This window comes from Pseudomonas sp. B22(2017) (genome assembly GCF_002113105.1).
Lineage (GTDB): Bacteria > Pseudomonadota > Gammaproteobacteria > Pseudomonadales > Pseudomonadaceae > Aquipseudomonas > Aquipseudomonas asiatica.
The window spans coordinates 71,013-95,053 of record NZ_NEJN01000002.1 but is presented as its reverse complement, the minus strand read 5'-3'; the positions used below and the strand labels follow the sequence as shown (position 1 = coordinate 95,053).

At 65.2% G+C, this 24,041-nt stretch carries 9 protein-coding genes; 5 read left to right on the top strand and 4 right to left on the bottom strand.

Annotated features, from left to right (window positions below):
* Window positions 1-3 precede the first annotated feature (3 nt).
* From CAG18_RS04325 to CAG18_RS04315, 3 genes are read right to left on the bottom strand one after another with little or no spacing between them, the layout of a single operon-like run.
* A complete protein-coding gene (locus tag CAG18_RS04325) occupies window positions 4-1,215 on the bottom strand; it encodes a cytochrome c (RefSeq protein ID WP_085720454.1) in 1,212 nt (403 codons plus the stop codon).
* Window positions 1,216-1,217: 2 nt separating this feature from the next.
* Entirely contained in the window at window positions 1,218-1,754 is a 537-nt protein-coding gene (locus tag CAG18_RS04320; protein WP_025339998.1) for a (2Fe-2S)-binding protein, read from the bottom strand.
* Complete coding sequence (locus CAG18_RS04315; RefSeq protein WP_054571878.1) at window positions 1,747-4,578, bottom strand: xanthine dehydrogenase family protein molybdopterin-binding subunit; 2,832 nt, start codon at window positions 4,576-4,578, stop codon at window positions 1,747-1,749. Before CAG18_RS04315 ends, CAG18_RS04320 begins: the two co-directional genes overlap by 8 nt.
* A 561-nt stretch (window positions 4,579-5,139) precedes the next feature.
* Between CAG18_RS04315 and dsbD the strand changes: the two genes are divergently transcribed.
* From dsbD to CAG18_RS04285, 5 genes are all read left to right on the top strand, one after another.
* The gene (gene dsbD / locus CAG18_RS04310; protein WP_085720453.1) at window positions 5,140-6,855 is read left to right on the top strand and encodes a protein-disulfide reductase DsbD; all 1,716 of its coding nucleotides are present in this window, start codon (window positions 5,140-5,142) and stop codon (window positions 6,853-6,855) included.
* The gene (locus CAG18_RS04305; RefSeq protein ID WP_061551062.1) at window positions 6,855-7,691 is read left to right on the top strand and encodes a TlpA disulfide reductase family protein; all 837 of its coding nucleotides are present in this window, start codon (window positions 6,855-6,857) and stop codon (window positions 7,689-7,691) included. Before dsbD ends, CAG18_RS04305 begins: the two co-directional genes overlap by 1 nt.
* 1 nt (window position 7,692) lies before the next feature.
* Window positions 7,693-8,451, top strand: a complete 759-nt coding sequence (gene dsbG, locus CAG18_RS04300; RefSeq protein WP_085720452.1) for a thiol:disulfide interchange protein DsbG — start codon at window positions 7,693-7,695, stop codon at window positions 8,449-8,451.
* Between the two features lie 716 nt (window positions 8,452-9,167).
* Window positions 9,168-9,920, top strand: a complete 753-nt coding sequence (locus CAG18_RS04290; protein ID WP_043935785.1) for an ABC transporter permease — start codon at window positions 9,168-9,170, stop codon at window positions 9,918-9,920.
* 1 nt (window position 9,921) lies between these two features.
* Entirely contained in the window at window positions 9,922-10,650 is a 729-nt protein-coding gene (locus tag CAG18_RS04285) for an ATP-binding cassette domain-containing protein (RefSeq protein ID WP_085720450.1), read from the top strand.
* 216 nt (window positions 10,651-10,866) lie between these two features.
* On the opposite strand, the gene CAG18_RS04280 is transcribed toward CAG18_RS04285, so the two are convergent.
* Complete coding sequence (locus tag CAG18_RS04280; protein WP_085720449.1) at window positions 10,867-23,820, bottom strand: non-ribosomal peptide synthetase; 12,954 nt, start codon at window positions 23,818-23,820, stop codon at window positions 10,867-10,869.
* Window positions 23,821-24,041: the final 221 nt, after the last annotated feature.

Below are 24,041 nucleotides of genomic sequence, written 5' to 3'. Positions count from 1 at the left end.
CCTTTACTCCGCCTTCAGCTCGGCGAGCTGCTGTACGCTCAGGTCACCGGGCAATCCACCCCAGGCCTGGCGCAGGTAGTTGACCATATCCGCCACCTGCTGGTCATCGAGCTTGTCGGCAAAGCCCGGCATCGGCTGCATGCGCTCGAAGCCGGTGAACTGCTGTTCACGAATGCCTTCGAGGACCACCTTGACCAGGTTGCGCGAGTCGGCCTGGCGTAGCACCGTGTTGCCGCGCATGGCCACGGCGATGTGCGGCTTGCCCTCGCCGTCCACACCATGGCAGCCGGCGCAGACGTTCAGGTACTGCTGGCGGCCGCGCCTGGCGCTGTCGCTCATCTGCTCCAGTGCCACCGCCTGAATGGCCTTGGCCGGCGGTGGCTGGTCGCCCAGCAGGTAGGTGGCCATGGCAGCCAGGTCGGCATCCTCCAGGTGCTGGGTGCTGTGGTGCACCACCGGGAACATTTCGTTGAACATGCTGCCCTGAGCACTGATGCCGTGCTTGAGGAAGGTGGTCAGGTCCGGCTGGGTCCAGCCGCGCTCGGCCAGATCCTGGGCCAGCAGGCTCGGGGCCAGGTAGCCACCCAGCAGGCCGCCGCTCAGGCGCTGGTCCTGCTGCAACGCACCGATCGGGTTGCGCGGGGTATGGCACTCGCCGCAATGGCCCATGACTTCGACCATGTACTGCCCACGCTGCCAGGCCGGGCTTTTGCCCTCGGTCGGCTGCAACTGCACGCTTTTACCGTACAGCATGTTCCAGCCGCTCAGCCCCTGGCGCACGTTGAACGGAAAGCGCAACGCTGTCTGCGGTGCCGGGCGGTTGATTGGCGGCACGGTCATCAGGTAGGCGAGGATCGCGTCCGAATCTTCGCGCTTGATCAGGTGGTACGAGGTGTACGGCATCGCCGGGTAGAGGTTGGCGCCGTCCTTGCGCTTGCCCTCGGTTACCGCGGCGAAGAATTCATCGGCGCTGTAGTTGCCGATGCCATACTGCTTGTCCGGGGTGATGTTGCTGCCGTAAATGGTGCCGAACGGCGAATGGATCGGCAGGCCGCCAGCATACGGCGCACCGCCTTCAGCGGTGTGGCAGGCCATGCAGTCGGCCGCGCGGGCCAGGTATTCACCGCGCTTGACCTGCGCCTGGTCGGCTGCCTGGGCAAGCGAGGTAACGGCAAGCCCGAGAGCCAGCGCCATTGCGCTACGAACAAGACCCATGCTCAACCCTCCTTGACCAGGCCGAGGTCGTTGAGCACCGTACGGGTGGCGTCGTAGTAACGCACGTAGCCGGTGCAACGGCAGATGTGGTGGCCCAGGCTCGCCTCGATGCGGTCTTCCACCTCGCTCTTCTTCAGCGGTTGGCGCTGGGCGGTTTCCACCAGCACCGTGGCGGCATTGACGAAGCCCGGCGCGCAGTAGCTGCACTGGAAGGCGAACAGGTCGACGAACTTCTGCTGGATCGGGTTCAGCGTGAGGTTGCCGGCCTCGTCCTGTCTGGCATGGCCCTCGATGGTGCGGACCTTCTTGCCCTCGAAGTAATGCGCGCCGGTAATGCAGGTACGCACCTCCTCGCTGGTGCCATCGGGGTTGTCGACGATCACCACGCAGGCGTGGCAGATACCCTGGCCGCAGCCCAGGCGCGAGCCGGTGAGGTTCTGGTGTTCGTGCAGGTAGTCGATCATCGCCAGGTCGTCGGGGACCTCGACCGGGCCGACCGGTTGACCATTGAGGGTCAGTTGCAGTGGACGGTTAGCCATTGAGGGCCTCCTTGATACGGGCTGGGGTGATGGGGAGATCGCGAACGCGCTTGCCGATGGCATGCGCGACAGCATTGCCGATGGCCCCCACGACCGGGATCATCACCACCTCGGCAATGCCCTTGGACGGGTCGGTCGGTGACAGCGGCGGTAGGATTTCACTGGTCTGCTGCCAGACCGCCACGTCGCGCGCATGCGGCAGGCGGTAGCGGTTGAAGTTCCAGTCGCCCTCCCCGGGCCCGCCCTCGTACAACGGCATTTCTTCGGTCAAGGCATGGCCGATGCCCATGGCGATACCGCCCTCGAGCTGGCCCTTGACCAATTCCGGCACCAGCACCCGGCCGCACTCGACCCAGCTGTGATGGTTGAGTACCTGCACTTCGTGAGTGCCCTTGTTCACCTTGACTTCGACAATGGTCGCCACCGGGCTGTAGTAGGTGACCATGGCGTTGTTCAGCTGAGTGTCGGGGTAGGCGGCGTTCTGCCGGTCGAGCAGGTGGTAGCCGTGGCTGCTCATCTGCGCCTTCTTGGCGCTCACCGCGCCATCGCCGTATTTGACTGCCACCGCGTCGAGCGGGAAGCGTTCGCGCACGCCATCGATGACGAAGTCGGCCTCGGCCCAGCTCCAGCGGTTGAAGCCGTGCACGCTGACGCCGGTGACCAGGCCCATATCATGAGCCTTTTGGGCCAGCTGGGCGAACGGGATAGGTGACAGGCCGTTGCCGGTCAGCTCACCGTTGACCCATACCGCATTCTCGCGGCGCACCACCAGCGGGTTGGCTTGGCCGCCGTACGGGCCCTGGCGCCAGATGGCCATGGCCGCCGGCCACAGACCGTGATTGAACAGCACGCGTGCCGCTTCGCGGGTGGCATGGCTGAAGTAGAAGGCCGAGTTGGTCGCCGACGACGGCGAAGCGAGCTTGCCGACCCAACGCGGGTTGCGCAGCGCGGCGTCCTGCTCGGGCTGGCTGATCAGGTAGGGGTTGCCGCTGGTGGTCAGCTGCAGCTCCGGCCATTCGGTGACCGCGGTCTTCACCTCGTCGGCCGAGCGGCCGAGGAAATCGCTGACAACCAGGGCCTGGGAGGTGGACATGCCGGTACCCAGCTCGGTGCCGATGTGGCGCAGGCTGATGCGCCCGTCGCGGCTGAACTCGATGCTGGCCATGGGGGCTTCGGAGCCGGTGCCGAAGTCTTTCTGGCAGATGGCAAAGCCCACGCCATACCAGTGGTCCGGGTCCTTGGCATCCATCTGCTGCTTGCGCGTGTCGCGGTTGCGCCACCAGTCGTGCACGGCGGCCTTGTCGAGAATCTCGTACAGGCGCAGGGCGCCGGCCGGGACCGCGCCCTGGGTGTTCTTCATGCCCGACTTCAGCGCGTTGGCGCGGCGCAGGTCGATGGCATCGACGCCCAGGCGCCCGGCGATCTCATCCACCATCATTTCGGTGGCGGCCATGGTCTGCAGGGTGCCGTAGCCACGCATGGAGCCGGCCTCGACGCCACGGGAATGATAGGCAGTGACCGACAGATCATTCTGCGGCATGTAGTAGATCGACTGCGCCGCCGTGGCGCCGACCGCCGCCACCGAGGGGCTGTAGTTGATACGCCCGCCGCCGTCGCAAGTCATGTCGGCGCGGAAGATCTTGAAACTGTTGTCCTTCTTGTCCACCGCCAACTGGTAGCGGATATCGAAGGCATGGCGCTTGATACCGCTCTGAAACTGCTCGTAGCGGTCGTTGGCCAGGCGGATCGGCACACCGGCGCCATACAGCGCGGCCACGGCGGCGTAGAAGACGAAGATGTTGTTGTCTTTCGAGCCGTAGCCCACGGTATAGCCCGGGTGCATGTTCAGCGTGTTCAGGGCGAAGCGCGACGGCTTGATCATGTGCACGCATTCCTGCGCCACTTCGAACGGGCACTGGGTCGCCACCACAAAGTGCAGCGTGCCGCTGGCCGGGTCGTACCAGCCGTTGCCGTTGTCCGGCTCCAGGGCGGCCGGCTCGATGGACGGCGTCTTGTAGCGCTCGTCGAACACCAGCCAGTCCTCGGGTGGGTTGTCCAGCTGCTCGGCCATGCGCTTGGCGTAGAACAGGCCCTGCTCGGTCAGGTCGCCATGCTGGTTGGGCTGCTTCGACCACACCGGCTTGCGGTTGAGGATGGTAGGGAACAGCATGGAATTCTTCAGGCTGGAGAATTCATCGTCGTCGAACGGTGTGGCACCGCCCACGCGCACGAAGCGGAAGCTGCCGTAGGGGTCGCGCTGGTACAGCGGCGCCTGGGCGCCATAGCGGATCGCCTGGTCATTGAACTGCAGCTTGCGCTTGGCCTGACGGAAGCGCTCGAAGTCGTGCCAGATCAGGATCGCCACCGGGTGGCCGATGAACATAGGCACCTTGCCGGGCGGCAGCAGCGGGTCGGGCGAGTGGGCCTCGGGCCAGGCGATGCCGTCCTTTTCCAGGTCGGCAGCGGTGACGATGCGGTCCGGCTGCAGGTCGGCGCCAAGAAGGCTGAGGTCATGGCCGGCATAGATACGATCGGCCTTGGTCGCCTTGAGCAGCAGCGCATGGCCCTGTTGCGCGGGCCAGCCGGGCATGTCCTTGGCACGGATGTCGCGAGCGAACACCTTGTCGCCGCACACCTTGGACAAGGCATCGTTACGGAAACGTGCCTTGCCATCATGGTTCATCCACTTCTGCGGCGAGGTGGTGACGCGTTCCTCCATCAGCGCGGCGAATGCCTGGCTGCCGAGCGGCGCCATGGTCACGCCGACACCAGCGATCAGGCCGCCTTGCAGGAAGGCGCGCCGGGAAATATCACGGTTGGACATGCTTGATCCTCTGGGCAGCAGGGGGTCTGCCCTTTTTTTGATTCTGGTACTAGCCTGAAAAGCTGACCTGTACGTCAACTTTACAGCAATTGTGTTGGCGCAGGCAAAGTCAAGCCGACAATATGTCGCGACATGTCTGGGATCTGGGGCGGAATTTGCTCTGGGGCTGGTAGGCGTTCGTCTTAGGATCTTCGGCGCTTGGGAGACCGAGCGCCGCCCGCGCGGCGCTTCGCAGCACAAGGCTGCTCCTACATCTGTTTCGGGCCAATTATTCCTATGAGGTCTGTGCGCGAACGCTTTGGCGCATGTCTCGATATCGCGTTGTACGAACAAGGCGGTCGCGTGCACTGGCACAGGCGTTACTGGCCCGAAACAGATGTAGGAGCAGCCTTGTGCTGCGAAGCGCCGCGCGGGCGGCGCTCGATCTCCCAGGCGCAGACAATCCCACGGCAAACACCTGCAAGCCCTGATGCGCCCCCCCTGACCAAAAACCAGAGTTAACCTTGGGTTAATCGACCCAAGCCAGCATGACCCCTTTCAACGTACTGCCAAGGCGAAGACATGCGCGTCCTCCTGCTCTTCCTGACACTACTGCTGGCCGGCCCATTGCAGGCCAACCCGTTCGATGTCAAACCGGACTTCCTGCCGGTCAACCAGGCCTTCGTGCTTACCCACGACCGCCAGGCCGACGGCCAGGTGCGCCTGTTCTTCCAGATCCAGCCTGGCTACTACCTGTATCAGAAACGCCTGAAGTTCGACGGCCTGCCTGCCGAACAGCACCCGCAACTGCCGGCCGCTCTCAACCACCACGACGAGTTCTTCGGCGACAGTGCGGTGTACCGCGACCAGCTCGAACTGCTGCTCCCGGCCGATGCCCAGGGCCAGCTGCGCCTGGGCTGGCAGGGCTGTGCCGACGCCGGCCTGTGCTACCCCCCGCAAACCACGTTGGTCGACCTGGGTGGCAGTGTGGCGCCGGCGGTCGAACAAGCCAGTGACCAGGCCCTGGCCAGCGACCTGCAAAAAGGCCACCTGGCCTGGAGCCTGCTCGCGTTCTTCGGCCTGGGCCTGTTGCTGGCCTTTACCCCCTGCTCGCTGCCGATGCTGCCGATCCTCGCCGGGCTGGTGCTGGGCAATGGCGCCAGCGCCCGGCGCGGCTGGATACTGGCCGGGGTCTATGTACTGAGCATGGCCCTGGTGTATGCCGCCCTGGGCGTGGTCGCCGCACTGCTGGGTGCCAGCCTGCAGGCCTGGCTGCAGCAACCCTGGCTGCTGGGCAGCCTGGCGGGGCTGTTCGTGCTGCTGGCCCTGCCGATGTTCGGCGCCTTCGAACTGCAACTGCCCGCCGCCGTGCGTGACCGCCTCGACCGCGCCGGGCAAGGCACCCGTGGTGGCAACCTGTATGGCGCGGCGCTGCTGGGCGCGCTGTCCGGCCTGCTGATGGGCCCGTGCATGACCGCGCCGTTGGCCGGCGCGCTGCTGTACATCGCCCAGAGCGGCGACGTGCTGCAGGGGGCGCTGGTGCTGTTCAGCCTCGGCCTGGGCATGGGCGTGCCGCTGCTGTTGCTGGTAACCCTTGGCAACCGCTACCTGCCCCGCCCGGGCGCCTGGATGAACCGGGTCAAGGGCGTGTTCGGCTTCGTGTTCCTGGGCATGGCGCTATACACCTTGCGCAGCCTGCTGCCCGCAGCATTGCTGCTGGCCCTGAGCGGCGCCTTGCTGATTGCCCTGGCCTGGGCTGCCTGGCCGGCCCTGCAGCGGTTGCCGGCGTTGCGCGCCTTGCCACTGCTGGGAGCCCTGTGGGGCGGCCTGCTGCTGGTGGGTGCGGCGGCTGGTGGCGACGACCTCTGGCAGCCGCTGCGCCCGTTCGCCGGTGGCGGCGCTGCGCCGGCCACCGGCCAGCACATCGAGGACGCTTTCGTCACCGTCAGCCGCCCCGAAGACCTGCAACGCGAACTGGATACGGCCAAGGCCCGTGGCCAGTGGGTGATGCTCGACTACTATGCCGACTGGTGCGTGTCGTGCAAGGTCATGGAGAAACAGGTGTTCGCCCGCAGCGACGTGCAGGCCGGCCTGGCCGGTGTGCACCTGCTGCGCCTGGACGTGACCGCCGACACCCCGGCCAGCCAGGCCTTGCTGCAGCGCTACCAGGTACCCGGCCCGCCCAGCATCATCTGGGTCGGCCCGGAAGGCGACGAACGCCGCGCGCGGCGCATCACCGGTGAAGTGGATGCGGCCGCCTTCCTGCAACACTGGACCCAGACCAGGAGCCAAGGCTGATGCTGACCGTAACCCTCGGGCCACTGACCATGGCCCTCAACCACCTGCTGATGCTCACCGCCCTGGTGATCGCCAGCATGGTCGGCTGGTGGGTCGCCCGGCGTGGCGGCGAGAGCCCGGAATCGGCACTGTTCAACCTGTTCCTGATCGGCCTGCTGTGCGCACGCGCCGGCTTCGTGCTGGCCTATTGGACGATGTACCAGGACGATCTGCTGCAGATCATCGATATCCGTGATGGCGGCTTCCTGTTCTGGTCGGGCCTTGCCGGCATCGTGCTCGGCGCCCTGTGGCAGGGCTGGCGCCATCCGGGCCTGCGCCGCCCGCTGGGCTGGGCGCTGTTCAGCGGTGCGCTGTTCTGGGGCCTGGCCAGCCTAGGGGGCCACCTGTACAGCAAGGGCACCGAACTGCCCGATTTGAGCCTGCGCAAGGCCAACGGCCAATCCGTGGCGTTGCACAGCTACCGCGGCAAACCGCTGGTCATCAACATCTGGGCCACCTGGTGCCCACCCTGCCGACGCGAAATGCCGGTGCTGCAACAGGCGCAAAGCGCTTACCCGCACGTGACCTTCCTGTTCGTCAACCAGGGCGAGACCCCGGAAAACGTCAGCACCTTCCTCGCCACCACCGGCCTGAGCCTGACCCACGTGCTGTTCGACGGCACCGGTCTGCTGGCCCAGCGCGTTGGCTCCATGGCCCTGCCCACCACCCTGTTCTACGACGCCGACGGGCGCCTGGTCGGCAGCCATCTGGGCGAGCTGTCCCGAGCCAGCCTGCGCCACGCCCTGGAGCCTTTCGACCGGGCCACCGCGCCCGCCCCTGCCGCACAAGGAAACTGACATGCGACTGACTGCACTGCTGCCCCTGTCCCTGGCCCTGCTGGCTGCCCCCACCCTGCAGGCCGAAGAGCTGCCCAAGGCGATTGCGCAACTACAAGCCAAGGGCGCCGTGATCAAAGGCAGCTTCGACGCCCCCAACGGCCTGCGCGGGTATGCCGCCGAGTACCAGAACAACGGCCTGGCGCTGTACCTCACCCCTGACGGCAAGCATGTACTGGTCGGCAGCCTGTTCGACGAAAAGGGCAACGACCTCAGTGCCGAGCCGCTGAAAAAGCTGGTGTATGCGCCGATGAGCAAGGAAATCTGGGCAAAGATGGAGAAAACCTCCTGGATCGCCGACGGCAAGGACGATGCACCGCGCAAGGTGTACCTGTTCAGCGACCCCAACTGCCCGTACTGCAACATGTTCTGGGAACAGGCGCGGCCATGGGTGGAGTCTGGCAAGGTGCAGTTGCGCCATATCATGGTCGGCATCATCCGCGAGGACAGCCCGGGCAAGTCGGCGGCGCTGCTGGCGGCGAAAGACCCGGCCAAGGCACTGCAGGAACATGAAAAGGCCGGCAAGGCCAGCAAGTTGAAGGCACTGGAGCAGGTGCCGGAGGCGGTGCAGCAAAAGCTGGCGGCGAACATGGCGCTGATGGAAGAAATGGGCTTGCAGGCGACCCCGGCGATCTTCTATCAGGATGAGCAGGGCAACCTGCAGAGCCAGCAAGGCGCGCCGCGGCCGGAGTTGCTTGGGAAGATTCTCGGCAAGCGCTGATGTGAAATCGCCGGGGCTGCCTTGCAGCCCATTCGTAGCACAAGGCTGTGGCGGCCCTGTGGGAGCGGGCAAGCCCGCGAAGAACTCAACGCGGTGTTATGTCACCGGCTGCGCCGGTGTTCGCGGGCATGCCCGCTCCCACAGGTACAGCGCCAAACCTCGAAAACAACGCCGTATCTGTAGGAGCGGCCTTGTGTCGCGAAAGGGCCGCATAGCGGCCCCCAAATTGCTGCATAAAAGCTGAAATTGCTGGGGCTGCTGTGCAGCCCTTTCGCGACACAAGGCCGCTCCTACAAGGGGCGATGCAGACCTCACTTGTTCTGGTCACAACCCCTCCAGCTCGTCCTCGAGCACATCGGCCCAGATGCCAGCCAATGGCCAAGTTCACATTTGGCAACACTAAGTTATACCACCTAAGGCGACAAACACTTTTCCGAACCGATCATCGGAAAACAACGCCCGGCGATAAAACATATAACAATCCCACAACAATTTCAGATCCGCCTTACAAAAAACAGACGTCTTTTTCACTCCCATGACCAGTGAACAGATCGCGATCAGACATACCCCTCAGATACATCTCACAATACCAACTGCAATTCAAACAACTAGATTACACCCCAGCCAACACATTGCCCCATCAAACTTGACGTACATGCAGCCTGAATATAAAACCCTTACCCCCTGCATTCGCGAAGACACTAAAGGCGAGAAAAATGAACAAAAAGCCATACCCCATAACGCGAAGAAAACAGATCCTCATGATCACCAAGGTGTTGATCCTGGAACACCTGCGAGAACCCACTGCGTTGCTGTGGACAGCGGCGGCGCCTTGCTTGATGTTCATACTACTGAGGCAAAGCCGTTCCCTTGCAGCGCCACCAGACACTCTCTATATATCCTCTGCTGCGTGGTTCTACGCCTACATCGCTGCAAACGTTGCCTTCTTCGGCCTCGGCTTTTATCTAATCGGACGACGAGAAAGTGGCTTCGTCCGGTCATTCATTTACCAACGCGAGGCAATTGCACTTTTCCTCACATCGCACGCCGTCAGCTACACATTGGTCAGTGTCGTGTACTCCAGCTTTTTCTACTTCATCTCAAAGCCTCTATACGGATCCTACTCGCCATCAGAATTCCTGTACCTTACAGCCGCGTTCTATACGAGTTACCTGATATTCGCCTGCATCGGCTTGGCAATTGCAGCGATGCCCATCAAATTCAGCACAGCCGGGACGCTATTTTCGCTACTTTCATTCCTGATGTTACTTTCCGGCTATTTGGGCACCACACAAGACGAACTGACCCACTGGTCAACGTTGATCAACCCCTTGCACCTGAGCACAAGAATAATTACCGGAGAGATACCACTCACTATTAGTTTTCTGACAGCTTTTGCCATTTCAACAGCGGGGCTCTATGCAACAGGAAAGCTATTCAGAATCCACCCCATATGGAGCCGCTATTAAAATGCACCTTCTCACCATCAAAAACCTGGACTTCTCATACAACAGCAGCCCTCTTTTACAAAACATCACGTTACAGTTGAAAAAAGGAGAGGCCGTAGGCGTACTGGGCAGTAACGGAGCAGGAAAGACCACGCTTTTCGACCTGATCTGCAACATCAGAAAACCAAGCAACGGCACAATCATAAATTCATCCAGACAGCAGGCTTATCTGACTCAAGTACTGACACCACCGCCCTTGCTCAGGATGAGCGAAGTCTACCAACTGATTACACAGTTAAACTCCAGATCAGCACCGGATCACTGCGAGGTGCTTTCACGCCTCTCTGAATGGTCACATTCCCTGTCGAAACGGTATGCTGAAATCTACAAGAAGAAGGCATCTACTTGCAGCTATGGCGAAGTCCGGAGCTTTGTCACACTGACGCTACTGCTCATGGGCAGTGACCTGATCATCCTCGACGAGCCTACTGCGGGGGTAGACCCAGAATTCAGACACCACATATGGCTAGGTATAAAAAACGCGTGCAAAAACGGGGCTAGTGTTTTGATTTCATCTCACTATACCGAGGAAATTGCCACAAACTGCCATCGTTTCTACATGCTCGCTCATCAACACCTCGAGCCATTTGAGAATGCTCATGAGTTTCTCGCTCGCTACCATGCGAACTCTTATGATGAAGCATTGATCAATGCGTCGATGTCGCAGGAAAAAATCGGGGCCGCATCATGACGGCGAAGAACCATGGGAAAGGTGGGGTTGCAGGTATGGCACCGGCTGCGCCGGTGTTCGCGGGCATGCCCGCTCCCACAGGTACAGCGCCAAACCTCGAAAACAACGCCGTATCTGTAGGAGCGGCCTTGTGTCGCGAAAGGGCCGCATAGCGGCCCCAGCAATTTCAACTTTTGTGCACCAATCCAGGGGCGGTGCAGGCCTCATCTGCTCAGGTCACAACCCCTCCAGCTCAGCCATAAGGTCACTGAGCCGGTCGACTTTATCGTCATCCAGCACACTGCCCTGCAGCCCCTGCACATACACCGCCAGCTCCTCCACCGTGCTGCACTCGAACATCGCCCGCAGCGGCACGTTCAGTTGCAGCTGCTTCTGCACCAGCGAGGCGATTTGCGTGGCCAGCAGCGAATGCCCGCCCAGCTCGAAGAAGTTGTCGTGCACCCCGACCCGCTCGGCCTTGAGCACATCCGCCCAGATACCGGCCAGTACCTCTTCCAGCTCATTGCGCGGCGCCTGGTAGGCCTGGCTGTGCTGGCCACCGACGTCGATGGCCGGCAGGGCCTTGCGGTCGAGCTTGCCGTTGGCGTTGTGCGGCAGGCTGTCGAACCAGCCCCAGTGCAGTGGCACCATGTACTCCGGCAACTCGGCACGCAGGCGCTGCTTGAGCTGTTCCAGCAACGCAGCGTCGGCTGCAACGCCCTGATGCGCCACCAGGTAACCCACCAGGTGCTTGCCATTGACGCCCTCCTGCACGCCAACGGCAGCGTCGCGGATTTCCGGCTGTTCGTGCAGGCGGGCTTCGATTTCGCCCAGTTCGATGCGGTAGCCGCGAATCTTCACCTGATGGTCGATGCGCCCGACATACTCCAGCACCCCGTCCAGGCGCTGCCGCGCCAGGTCGCCAGTGCGATACAGGCGTTCGCCCGGTGCACCATGAGGATGGGGAATGAACGCCAGCGCTGTGCGCACCGGGTCGCCGACATAGCCACGGCCCACGCCGGTGCCGGCCACGCACAACTCACCTGTCGCACCCAGTGGCACCAGTGCCTGGTCCTCGCCGTACAGGTACAGGCGGTTGTTGTCGGTCGGCGTGCCGATCGGCAAGTAACTGCCACGGGTCGAGGCGGCATCGACGCGGAAGAACGCCACGTCATCGGAGCACTCCGCCGGGCCGTAGGCGTTGACCAGGCCGATCTGCGGGTAGCGCTGCAACCACTGCGCCGCCAGCTCCGGAGGCATGGCCTCGCCGGTCGGCAGCATCCAGCGCAGGCCATCGAGGGCCTGGTGGTCGTTGGCCAACATGCCCTGGATCAGCGACGGCACGCTCTCCAGCACGCTGATGCCGGTGGCCTGCACATGCGCCAGCAGGCCCTGCGGGTCATGGGCGATGGCATTCGGCACGATCTCCACCCTGGCGCCGAACAGCGGCGCGGCAAGGAACTGCCACACCGAAATGTCGAAGCTCTGCGAGGCCGTCTGGGCGATCACGTCCTGCTCGCCGAGCGCCAGGTACGGCACCTTGCTCAGCTGGTTGTTGAGCATGCCGCGCTGCTCGACCATCACCCCCTTCGGCAGGCCGGTGGAGCCTGAGGTGTAGATCACATAGGCGAGGTTATCCGGCCCGCTGTGAATGCCGGGGTTGTGGCTGGCCACCGGGCTGGCCTGGATGTCTTCCCAGACCAGCAGCTGCGGCCGCACCGCCACCGCAAGCTGGTCCAGCAACTGCCGCCCTTGCCCGGCACAGGCCGCGCTGCACACCAGCACGGGTGTACGGCTGAGCTGGATGATGCTTTGCAGGCGCGCTGCGGGCAGGCCCGGGTCCAGTGGCAGGTAGCCGGCGCCGGCCTTGAAGCTGCCGACGATCATGCCCAGCAGCGGTAGCCCACGCTCGGCCAGCAGTGCCACCGGCTGGTCCACGTTCACACCCGCCGCGATCAAGGCATGGCCCAGACGGTTGGCCGCCAGGTTCAAGCCGGCGTAGTCGTAGGACGCGTCCAGGCAGCGGGCCACGGTACGTTGCGGATGCGCGGCCACCTGCGCCTCGAACTGCGCGATGTAACTCTGTTCCAACGGATAGGCGCGCGCGGTGCGGTTGCAGTCTTCCAGCAGGAAGCGCTGCTCTTCCGCACCCAGCAACGGCAGTGCGCTCATCTCCCCTTCAAAGCCTTGCACCAGCGCCAGCAGCAGGCGCTTGAACTCGGCCAGCAGGCGCTCGACGGTCGGGTAGTCGAAATAGCGCTGGTCGAACGACAGGTGCAGGCCAAGGTCATCGCCCGGGTAGCACACTGCGGTCAGCGGGAAGTTGGTGTGGGTACGGCCCGAGTCGGAACTGGCATTCAGGTGCTGGGCGTGGTCGAGCACGGCGGTTTCCACCGGCGCGTTCTCGAACACGAACAGGCTGTCGAACAGCGGCTGGCCCTTGGGCAGTTCGCTGCATTCCTGGATGGCCACCAGCGGCAGGTACTCATGCTCGCGCAGCTCCATGTTATGCTCCAGCAGGCCTTGCAGCCACTGCCGCACGCTGCAGCGCTCACCCGCCACCGGCAATTGCACGCGCAGGGCGACGCTGTTGATGAACAGGCCGACGGTACGCTGCATCTGCGGCATGCTCACCGGGCGCCCGGCCACGGTCACGCCAAAGGCCACGTCGCGGTCGCCACTGTAGCGCGCCAGCACCAGTGCCCAGGCCGCCTGGGCGAAGGTGTTGACGGTGAGCTGGTGGGCCTGGGCCAGTTCGCGCAGGCGCACACCGTCGCTCACCGCCAGGCGGGTGTAACAGTCGCCGACGATCATGCCGCTACCGGCATGGTCGTGGCGCAGCGGGCGGTCGCTGGGGATGGTGGAAGCGCGTTCGAAGCCGGCCAGGTTGGCCTGCCACCAGGCTCGCGCGTCGTCCAGGCCCTGGCGTTGCAGCCAGCCGATGTAGTCGCGGTAGCGCGGTGGCACCGGCAAGCGGGCCTGGCGCCCCTCGCCGAGGGCCTGGTAGATCTCGAAGAAATCGTTCATCAGCAGCGAACGGCACCAGGCATCGATGAGGATGTGGTGGTTGCTCATCATGAACCAGTAGCGCTCGTCGGCCACACGCACCAGGCGCAGGTGGAACGGCGCCTCGCTGAGCAGGGCGAAACCAGCCTCGCGTTCCTGCTTGTGCAGGGCCTGCAGGCGCTGCTCCTGGGCGTCGTCGTCGAGGCCACGCCAGTCCTGATAGTCCACCGGCATGTTGCCCGGTTTGTGGATGATCTGCAGCATCGCCTCGCCGGTGTTCCAGCTGAACGATGCGCGTAGCGCCTCGTGGCGTGCCACCACCGCCTGCCACGCCTGGGCGAAGCGTTCGGGGTCGAGCGCGCTGTTGATGCGGTAGCGGTCCTGCATGTAGTAAAGGCCGGTGCCCGGCTCCAGCAGGGTGTGCAACAGCATGCCCTCCTGCATCGGCGTCAGGGGATAGACATCCTCGATCTGCGCTGCCGGTACCGGCAGCGCGTCGATCTGCGCCTGGGTCAGGTGCGCCAGCGGGAAGTCCGATGGCGTGAAACTGCCGTTGCCATCAGCCAGGCAATGCTCGACCAGCGCCAGCAGCTCCTGACGATAGGCCTCGGCCAGGCAGGCGATGGTCCGCTCGTCGTAGCGTTCGGCACTGAAGGTCCAGCGCAGTTGCAGGGCACCGCCATACACCTGGCCATCGACACTCAGCCAGTTGGGCAGCGGTGCATCGAGGTCGTGGGCCAGGCCGGCCGGGGCGTCCAGCGGCTGGAACAGGGCTGTGCTGTCGAACTGCTGGTCGAACTGGCCCAGGTAGTTGAAGGTGATGCGTGCCTGCGGCAGGGCCGCCATCTGCTCACGCACTGCCGTATCGGCCAGGTAGCGCAGCACGCCATAACCCAGCCCTTTGTGCGGCACCTGGCGCAGTTGCTCCTTGATGCGCTTGATCGAGCCTGCCCGCGCTGCATCGTCCTCGCCTGGCAGCGGGCGCAGGCTCAGCGGGTAGGCGTTGGTGAACCAGCCGACGCTGCGGGTCAGGTCCATGTCTTCGAACAGCCCGTCACGGCCATGGCCTTCAAGCTGTACCAGCACTTCTTCGTCGCCGCTCCAGCGGCACAAGGCACGCGCCAGCGCGGTCAGCAGCAGGTCGTTGACCTGGGTGTGATAGGCAGCCGGGGCCTGCTGCAGCAACTGCCGGGTCTGCTCCACATCCAGGCCGATGGCCAGGGTACGGGCATGGCAGTGCAGGTTGCCGCCCTGCGGGTGATCGCATGGCAGTTCGCGGCGCACGCCGCCCAACTGGCCTTGCCACCAGCCCAGCTCGTCGCGCAGCGAATCACTGCCGGCATAGCTGGCCAGGCGTGCGGCCCAGTCGCCCATGGCGTGGGTCTTGGCCGGCAGCGGCTGGCCTCGGTACAGCGCCTGAAGGTCTTCCAGCAGCACGCGCCACGACACGCCATCGACCACCAGGTGATGGATAGCCAGCAACAGGCGCTGGCCGCCCTGCCCGTCATTAACCAGCAAGGCGCGCAACAGTGGGCCCTGTTCCAGGTCGAGGCTGCGTTGCAAATCGGTGTACAGCGGTTGGCAATCGGCGAAGTCGGCGACCGTGGCTGTCCACAGCAATTGCCCGGTGGCAAGCGAAGCATATTCGGCCTGCCAGCGGCCCTGGGCCTGACTGAAGTGCAGGCGCAGGCTGTCGTGGTGCTGCACCAGGTCGGCCAAGGCTCGCTTCAGTACCCCCTCATCCAGCGGCTTGCGTGCCTCCAGCAGAACAGCCTGGTTCCAGTGCTGCGGCTGTGGCACTTCACTGTCGAAGAACCAGTGCTGGATCGGCGTGAGGCCGGCCTGGCCCTGGCGCTGCCCCTGTTCGATACTGCTGGCGGCTTCGCTGCGCTGAACGATGGCGGCCAGGGTCTGGATGGTCTGATGCTGGAACAGGTCGCGCGGGGTGAACTGCAAGCCGGCCTGGCGGGCCCGGCTGACTACCTGGATCGACAGGATCGAGTCGCCGCCCAGCTCGAAGAAGTTGTCCTGCACGCCGACCCGGGCAACGTTGAGCACGTCGCGCCAGATCTGCGCCAGTTGCGCTTCCACCTCGTTGCCAGGCGCCTGGTACTGCTGGCGTGCCTGTTCCAGGTCCGGCAGCGGCAGCGCACGGCGGTCGAGCTTGCCGTTGCCCATCAGCGGCAGGCTGTCGAGCAGCACCAGGTGCGCCGGCACCATGTAATCCGGCAGGTGCTGGCGGGCATCGGCTTTCACCGCGTCGCGCAGCATGCCCTGGACCTCGCTGTCGGCAGCGGCCTGCCTGCACACCAGGTAACCCACCAGTTGCTTGCCGCCCGGCAGGTCGAGGGCCAGCACCACAGCTTCGTCGACATCGGCATGCGCCTGCAGGCGGCTTTCGATTTCGCCCAGCTCGATACGGAACCCGCGAATCTTCACCTGCTGGTCGGCGCGGCCGACGTACTCGACCAGGCCATCGCTGCCCAGGCGCACCAGGTCACCGGTGCGATACAGGCGCCCGCCTTCGCTGCCGAACGGGTCGGCGACGAAGCGCTCGGCGCTTAGGCCCGGGCGGTCGTGGTAACCCTGGGCCAGGCCGGCACCGCCGACATACAGTTCGCCAACACCACCTTGCGGCAACAGGGCAAGGTCTTCATCGAGGATGTAGGCCGTGCGGCTACCGATGACACGGCCAATCGGCACGCTGCCCAGCTCCGCCGGCAGCGTCTGTGGTGCCAGGCAGGCCAGCGGCATGACCACGGTTTCGGTCGGCCCGTAGGCGTTGAAGAACTGCTGCGGCGCGAAGGACTGGCGGATGCGCTGCAGGTGTTCGCCGGTCAGCGCTTCACCACCGGTAATGACCAGGCGCACTGGCAACTGCTCGCCCTGCCCGGCCAGGTACTGCGCCAACTGGCTGCCGTAGCTTGGCGTGAAGCCAAGAATGCTCACCTGCTGCTCACGCACCAGCTGGCAGATGTCTTCGGCGCCCCACTGCCCCTGGGCACGCAGTACCACGCGGGCGCCACACAGCAGCGGCACCCATAGGCGTTCGCTGGCGGCGTCGAAATTGATCGAATAGAAGTGCAGCTCGCAGTCATCGCCGCGCATACCGAACGCGTCGATCACCGCCTGGCAATGCATGGCGAACTCGCCGTGGCTGACTACCACGCCCTTGGGCTTGCCGGTGGAACCGGAGGTGTAGATCAGGTAGGCCTGGTGCTGCGGCAGGTTGAGGTTGTCCAGCGGCGCATAGCTGTAGGCCGACAGGCTGGCGCTGTCGTCCTCCAGGCTCCAGTGCGCCACGCCTTCGGGCAACTGCCCCAGGGTTTGCAGCAGCGCGCGCTGGCTTAGCAGCAGGCCGATGCGGCTGTCTTCGATCATGTAGCGCAGGCGGTCGAGCGGGTATTCGGGGTCGAGCGGCACGTAGGCGCCACCGGCCTTGAGGATGGCCAGCAAGCCGATGACCATTTCCAACGAACGCTCCAGTGCCAGGCCAACGCGCACCTGCGGGCCAACGCCACGCTCGCGCAGGACGCGGGCCAGGCGGTTGGCCTGCTGGTCGAGTTCGGCATAGGTCATGTGCCGGCCGGCAAACGTCAACGCGCCAGCGTGTGGCGTACGCGCAGCCTGGGCGGCGAACAGGCCGTGCACGGTCTGGTCGAGAGCGAGACCCTGCTCGCCCTGCAACTGGCCAGCCAGCAACTGCTGCTCGGCGCTGCTCAGCATCGGCAGCTCGCACAGGCGCTGTTGCGGGTTGTCGAGCAGGCCCACCAGCAATTGCTGCCAATGCTCAGCCATGCGCGCGATGCGTGGTTCGTCGAACAGGTCACGGCTGTAGGTCAGGCAGCAACCCAGGCGGCCGTCGAGGTCGGTCACCTCCAGGTACAGGTCGAACTTGGTGGCGCTGGCGTCGTTGACCAGGTAATCCACCTGCATGCCGGCAAGCTGACGGCTTTGCTGGAAGGCCCAGCGCTGAACGTTGCACATCACCTGGAACAGCGGGTTGTAGGCGCTGCTGCGCGGTGGCTGCAGGGCTTCCACCAGCTGATCGAACGGCAGGTCCTGGTGCGACTGGCCTTCGATGGCAACCTGGCGTACCTGCTCCAGCAACTGTGCGGCGCTCATCTGGCCGTCCAGCTCGCAACGCAGCACCTGGGTGTTGAGGAACGCGCCAATCAGCCCTTCGCTTTCCGGGCGGATGCGGTTGGCCACCGGCGCGCCAATGCGCAGGTCACGCTGGCCGCTGTAGCGGTGCAGCAAGGCGGCCAGGGTGGCAGTCATGGTCATGAACAGGGTCAGGCCGCGCTGGCTGTTGAAGGCATGCACGCGGGAGACCAGCGCCGGGTCGAGCTCGAAGCGGTACAGCTCGCCACGGTGGCTCTGCACTGCCGGGCGCGGGCGGTCGGCAGGCAGCGCCAGTACCGGGTGTTCATCGCCCAGGCGGGCCTGCCAGTAGGCCAGCTGGCGGGCGCCCTCGCCGCTTTCCAGCCATTGCCGTTGCCACACGCTGTAGTCCAGGTACTGCACCGGCAGCGGCGCCAGCGGCGATTCGCGGTCATCGACGAAGGCCTCGTACAGCTCGCCCAGTTCGCGGGCGAAGATGTCCATGGCCCAGCCCTCGGTGACGATATGGTGCAGGGTCAGCACGAAGAAGTGCTCGCGCTCTTCGGCTTTGACCAGGCAGGCACGCAGCAGCGGGCCGCGCTCCAGGTCGAACGGCTGGTGCGCCTGGTCGTCGGCCAGTTGTTGCAGGCGTTGTTGGCGGGCATCGGCGGGCAAGGCGCTGAAGTCCTGCCAGTCGAGGTGCAGGCTGCTGTCTTCGGCCACGCACTGATACGGCACGCCATCGATGCTGGGGAAGGTGGTGCGCAGGGTTTCGTGGCGCACCACCAGCGCCTGCAGCGCACGTTCGAAGGCATCCACATGCAGGGTGCCGCGCAAGCGCGCCATGCCGCCGACGTTGTACGCCGGGCTGCCCGGCTCCATTTGCCAGAGGAACCACATGCGCTGCTGCGAGTACGACAGCGGCACCGCCTGGCGGCGGTCGACGCGGGTGATTGCGCCTTGCAGGTTGCGCTCACCGGCAGCACGAATACGCGTGATCTCGGCACAGAAGGCGCCCAGCTCGCTGGCGTCGAACAGAGCCTTGAGCGGCAGCTCGACATCGCAAGCCTGGCGCGTGCGCGAGACAATTTGAGTGGCCAGCAGCGAATGGCCGCCAAGGGCGAAGAAGTCGTCCTGCAGGCCGATGCGCGGCAAGTTCAGCACCTCGCGCCAGATGGCGGCGACCTGCTGCTGCAACTCGGTTTGCGGCTCGACGTGCTGCCGCTGCTGCCACACCGGGGCCGGCAACGCCTTGCGGTCGACCTTGCCGCTGGGGCCCAGTGGCATCTGCGCCAGCGGGATGAGTTGTGCCGGCACCATGTAGGCCGGTAGTTGTTCAGCCAGCACCGTCAGCAATGCATCAGGCTGGGCGCTGCCACTGTAGTAGCCGACCAGTTGCGCACCTACGGCATCCTTGTGAATCAGCACCAGCGCCTGTTCGACCCCCGCTTGCGCCAGCAGGCAGGCCTGGACTTCCTCGGGTTCGACACGGAAGCCACGCACCTTGAGCTGCTGGTCGAGGCGACCAAGGTATTCCAGCGCCGCGGTCTGCACCTGCCAGCGGGCGCGGTCGCCACTGCGATACAGGCGCTCGCCATTGCCGTCGGCCCGCGGCACGAAGCGCTCGGCGGTGAGGCCCGGGCGGCCCAGGTAACCACGGGCCAGGCCTGCACCGCCGAGGTACAGCTCGCCCGGCACACCGGGGGCGGTCAGTTCCAGCTCGTCGTCCAGCACACGGCACAGCACATTGCCCAGCGGGCGGCCGATCGGCGAGTGTTCGCCATCGGTGGCCTGGCAGTGCCAGTGGGTGACGTTGATGGCGGTTTCGGTCGGGCCATAGCGGTTGTGCAACTGCACCTGTGGCAGCACCTGCAGCACGCGGTCACGCAGTGCCGCGGACAGCGCTTCGCCACCGGAGAACAGCCGGCGCAGGCTGCTGCAGGCACCCGCCTGCCGCTCCTGGACAAACACCTGCAACAGCGGCGGCACGAAGTGCAGCGTGGTCACGCCATGGGCCTGCACCAACGCGGCGATGCGCTGCGGGTCGCGGTGCTCGCCAGGGCCGGCGAGCACCAGCTTGCAACCGGTCACCAGTGGCCAGAAGCATTCCCACACCGAAACGTCGAAGCTGATCGGCGCCTTCTGCATCAGCACGTCGCTGTCGTCCAGCACATAACTGGCCTGCATCCATTGCAGGCGCTCGGCCAGTGCCGCGTGGGTATTGCCCACGCCCTTGGGCTGGCCGGTGGAGCCGGAGGTGTAGATCACATAGGCCAGGTTGTCGCCATGCAGATGCAACCCGGGGGCATGGCTTGGCCAGCTGTCCAGGTGCAGCTGGTCGAGGGCGATGGCGCTGACGCCATCAACCTGTGGCAGCTTGCCCAGCAGGCTGCTGTGGCTCAGCAACAGGCCAGCGTTGCAGTCGGCGAGCATGTAGGCCAGGCGCTCGGCCGGGTAATCGACGTCCAGCGGCACATAGGCACCACCAGCCTTGAGAATGGCCAGCAGGCCCACCAGCAGCTGCGGCGAACGCTCGATGGCGATGGCCACGCAAGTGTCTGGACCCACGCCTTTGTCACGCAGGTAGTGGGCCAGACGGTTGGCTTGCTGGTGCAACTCGGCGTAATCCAGGCTGCCACCGTCCCACACCAGGGCGGTGCGCTGCGGGGTCAGGCGTGCCTGTTCATTGAGCTGCTCGACCAGCAGGCGCTGCGGCGGCGCAGCGGGTGCCTCGCCCCAGCTCAGCAGTTGCGCGCGGCCAGGCTCGTCGAGCAGTTGCACCTCGCCCAGCGCCCGCTGCGGCCCGGCACACACCTGCTCGAGCAGGGCCAACAGGTGCTGGGCCAGGCGCTTGACGGTACTGGCATCGAACAATTCGGCGGCATAGTCGAAGGCCAGGCTCAGGCGGCCCTGGTGGTCTTCTTCACTGTGCAGCTGCAAGTCGAACTTGGCTTCGCGACTGTGCCACGGCAGCTCTTCGGCCAGCAGGCCCGGCAGGCGGCGCAGCGCAGACAGGTCACGTTGCTGGTGGTTGAACATGACCTGGAACAGGCCTTGCTCGCGAGCCTCGGGCAGGGCTTCGAGCAGTTGCTCGAACGGCAGGTCCTGGTTGGCCTGGGCATCCAGGGTTGCCTGGCGCACCTGGGCCAACAACTGGTCGAACGGCAGGCGGCCATCGAGTTGCGCACGCAGTACCTGGGTGTTGATGAAGAAGCCGACCATGCCTTGGGTTTCCAGGCGCGGGCGGTTGGCGTTGGGCACGCCGACACGGATATCGGCCTGGCCACTGTAACGGTGCAACAGCGCCTGCCAGCCGGCCAGCAGTACCATGAACAGGCTGGCCTGCTGTTCGCGGGCCAGGTTCTTGAGCGCTTCGGTGAGCCTGGCCGGTACCTTGAGGTTGAAGCGGGCGGCGCGGTGGTCGCGCTGGCTGGCGCGCGGGTGGTCGGTACACAGGTCGAGCACCGGCAGATCATCCCCCAGACGCGCCTGCCAGTACTGCAGCTGACGCTCGGCTTCGCCTGCGGCCAGCCACTGTCGCTGCCAGGTGCCGTAGTCGGCATAACCCAGGGTCAGCGATGCCAGGTTGGCCTCGAGGCCCTGGCAGTGGGCGGCGTACAGTTTGGCGAATTCGTCGAGCAGGATGTTCAGCGACCAGCCGTCGGCGACGATATGGTGCAGGGTAACCCACAGTTGATGGTGTTCATCGTCCAGGCGCGCCAGGGTCACCCGCAGCAACGGCCCCCGGGTCAGATCGAACAGCTGGCGAGCTTCGGTTTCACGTTGGGCGGCGACCTGTTCGGCGGCCTGGCCTTCGAGGTCCAGGCGGCGAAGGTCGAACGGCTGCTGCGTCTGGATGCGCTGCAGGGCCTGGCCGTTCTCTTCGGCAAACAGGGTGCGCAGCGATTCATGGCGCGCCACCAGCGCCTGAAAGGCTGCTTCCAGTGCGTTTTCGTCCAGCTCACCGCGCAACTGCAGGCCGGCCGGAATGTTGTAGGCGGCCGATTGCGGGTCCAACTGCCACAGCAACCACAGGCGGTTTTGCGCCAGCGACTGGGGCAGCGCCTGGGTGCGTTCCAGTGTAGCGATGGCACCGACCCGGCAACCGCCTTCGGCGATGATCGCGGCCACGGCCTTGGCGTAGTCAGCCAGTATCGGCGCTTCGAACAGGGTGCGCAGGCCCAGCTCGATGCCCAGTTCATCGGCCAGGCGTGCGGTGGCGTGGGTGGCGGCGATCGAGTTGCCGCCCAGCAGCAGGAAGTGGTCGTCTGCCGCCACCGCCTCGACCTTGAGGATGTCGCGCCACACAACGGCGATGCGCGCCTGCAGTTCATTGCCGGCGGCATCCGTGGCAACGGGCTCGCCCACCTCAGGGAAGCGGGCGTAGCAGTCCAGGCTGCCATCGTCCATGCGCAGGCGGCAGGCCGAACGCTGCAGCTTGCCGCTGGAGGTCTTGGGCAGCGCACCCGGGCTCAGCAGCAGGACCACGGCCGGTGCCTGGCGGCAGGCGTCGGCGATCACCTGGCGCAGGGTCTTGATCAGCTCCTGGGGCTTGATCGCCTTCTGCACGTTGCGGCTGATTTCCACCGCCACGCCAATGCCCTCCTCGCCTTGCTGCTCGACGGCGAACACTGCCACCCGGCCTTTGCGCAGCACATCCACTTCGCGCTCGAGGGTTTTTTCCAGGTCCTGCGGGTACAGGTTCTGCCCGCGCACGATGAGCATGTCCTTCAGGCGGCCGGTGACGAACACTTCGCCTTCGCGCATGAAGCCCAGGTCACCGGTACGCAGCCAGGTCTGGCCGTCCATGTCGACGAAGGTGCGGGCGCTGGCCTCGGGGTTGCGCCAGTAGCCCAGGGCGATGCTCGGGCCGGCGGCCCAGATCTCGCCCACCTGGTTGTCGTCCAGCACCTGCAGGCGTTGTGGTTCGACAATGCGCACGGCATGCCCGGGCTGCGGGTAGCCACAGCTCATCAGCACACTGCCCTTGCCAGGCTCCGCACGGTTGGCGGCGAAGGCTTCGGCGTCCAGCTCCAGCGCGGCGATGCCCTGGCCACGGCGACTACCGCTGACGAACAGGGTCGCCTCGGCCAGGCCGTAGCTGGCGAAGAAGCTCTGCGGGTCGAAGCCGCAGGCCTGGAACTTGTCGGCAAAGGCCGCCAGGCTGTCCTGGCGGATCGGCTCGGAGCCGGAATAGGCCACCCGCCAGCGGCTTAGGTCGAGCCCGGCCAGGGAGGCCTCGCTGACCCGCTCGCTGCACAGCCGGTAGGCAAAGTCGGGGCCGCCGCTGATGGTGCCGCCGTATTCGCTGATGGCCTGCAACCAGCGCAGCGGCCGGGCCAGGAAGTAGCCCGGCGACATCAGCACACAGGGCACGCCGCTGAAGATCGGCTGCAGTAGGCCGCCGATCAGGCCCATGTCGTGGTACAGCGGCAGCCAGCTGACGATCACATCGTCTGGGTTGAGGTCGATGCCAAAGCCTTGGCGGATCAGTTGTTCGTTGGCCACCAGGTTGCCATGGCTGACCTGCACGCCCTTGGGCAGTGCTGTGGAGCCGGAGGTGTACTGCAGGAAGGCGATGTCATCACCCTTGAGCACGGGCTCGCGCCAGTTTGCAGCCAGTGCCGGGTCCAGGCCATCTACCGCCAGCAGTTCGGGGGCGTTGGCCGCTGTCAGGGCTTCCAGGCCCTGCAGGCTGTCGCGCAGGGCCGCGACGGTCAGCAGCAGGCGCGGCTCGGCGTCGTCGATGATCGACAGCAAGCGCTGCTGGTGGTGCTGGCGCGCGGACTCCGGCGGGTAGGCCGGCACCGCAATCACGCCGGCATACAAGCAGCCGAAGAACGCCGCCACATAGTCTGGCCCGCTGGGGAACAACAGCACTGCGCGGTCGCCGAAACCGGCCCGGCTTTGCAAGGCAGCAGCGATGGTGCGTGCGCGCTGGTCGAGGTCCCGGTAGCTGAGCACGGCCTGCTCCCCGGGAGCGTCGGCCAGAAAGCGCAAGGCGACTTTGTCCGGGGTCTGCGCGGCGCGTTGCGCCAGGGCCTGGACCAGCGAGAGCGGGAGTTCGAAGGCGTCCGTCATGGGGTGTTCCTGCCAGTGTCTGGTTGGGTCGGGCCGGCTGCTGCGCGAACGTGAGCGCAGCGGCATGTGGCGGCCTGAGGTGTACACAGGGGAACGGATGGGCGGGGGGAGAAATTAGCGGTGGTGAGGCTTTGGGGGCGTGTGAGGGTTGCCAGGTGTTTGCCTTGAGAGATGTTGCACCTGGGAGACCGAGCGCCGCCCGCGCGGCGCTCGATCTCACA

What these genes read in the sequence shown, in the direction of transcription:
- CAG18_RS04280 (WP_085720449.1), bottom strand. Translation starts at nt 23,820, where the DNA reads ATGACGGACGCCTTCGAACTCCCGCTCTCGCTGGTCCAGGCCCTGGCG.
- CAG18_RS04315 (WP_054571878.1), bottom strand. Translation starts at nt 4,578, where the DNA reads ATGTCCAACCGTGATATTTCCCGGCGCGCCTTCCTGCAAGGCGGCCTG.
- CAG18_RS04320 (WP_025339998.1), bottom strand. Translation starts at nt 1,754, where the DNA reads ATGGCTAACCGTCCACTGCAACTGACCCTCAATGGTCAACCGGTCGGC.
- CAG18_RS04325 (WP_085720454.1), bottom strand. Translation starts at nt 1,215, where the DNA reads ATGGGTCTTGTTCGTAGCGCAATGGCGCTGGCTCTCGGGCTTGCCGTT.
- CAG18_RS04305 (WP_061551062.1), top strand. Translation starts at nt 6,855, where the DNA reads ATGCTGACCGTAACCCTCGGGCCACTGACCATGGCCCTCAACCACCTG.
- CAG18_RS04285 (WP_085720450.1), top strand. Translation starts at nt 9,922, where the DNA reads ATGCACCTTCTCACCATCAAAAACCTGGACTTCTCATACAACAGCAGC.
- dsbG (WP_085720452.1), top strand. Translation starts at nt 7,693, where the DNA reads ATGCGACTGACTGCACTGCTGCCCCTGTCCCTGGCCCTGCTGGCTGCC.
- dsbD (WP_085720453.1), top strand. Translation starts at nt 5,140, where the DNA reads ATGCGCGTCCTCCTGCTCTTCCTGACACTACTGCTGGCCGGCCCATTG.
- CAG18_RS04290 (WP_043935785.1), top strand. Translation starts at nt 9,168, where the DNA reads ATGAACAAAAAGCCATACCCCATAACGCGAAGAAAACAGATCCTCATG.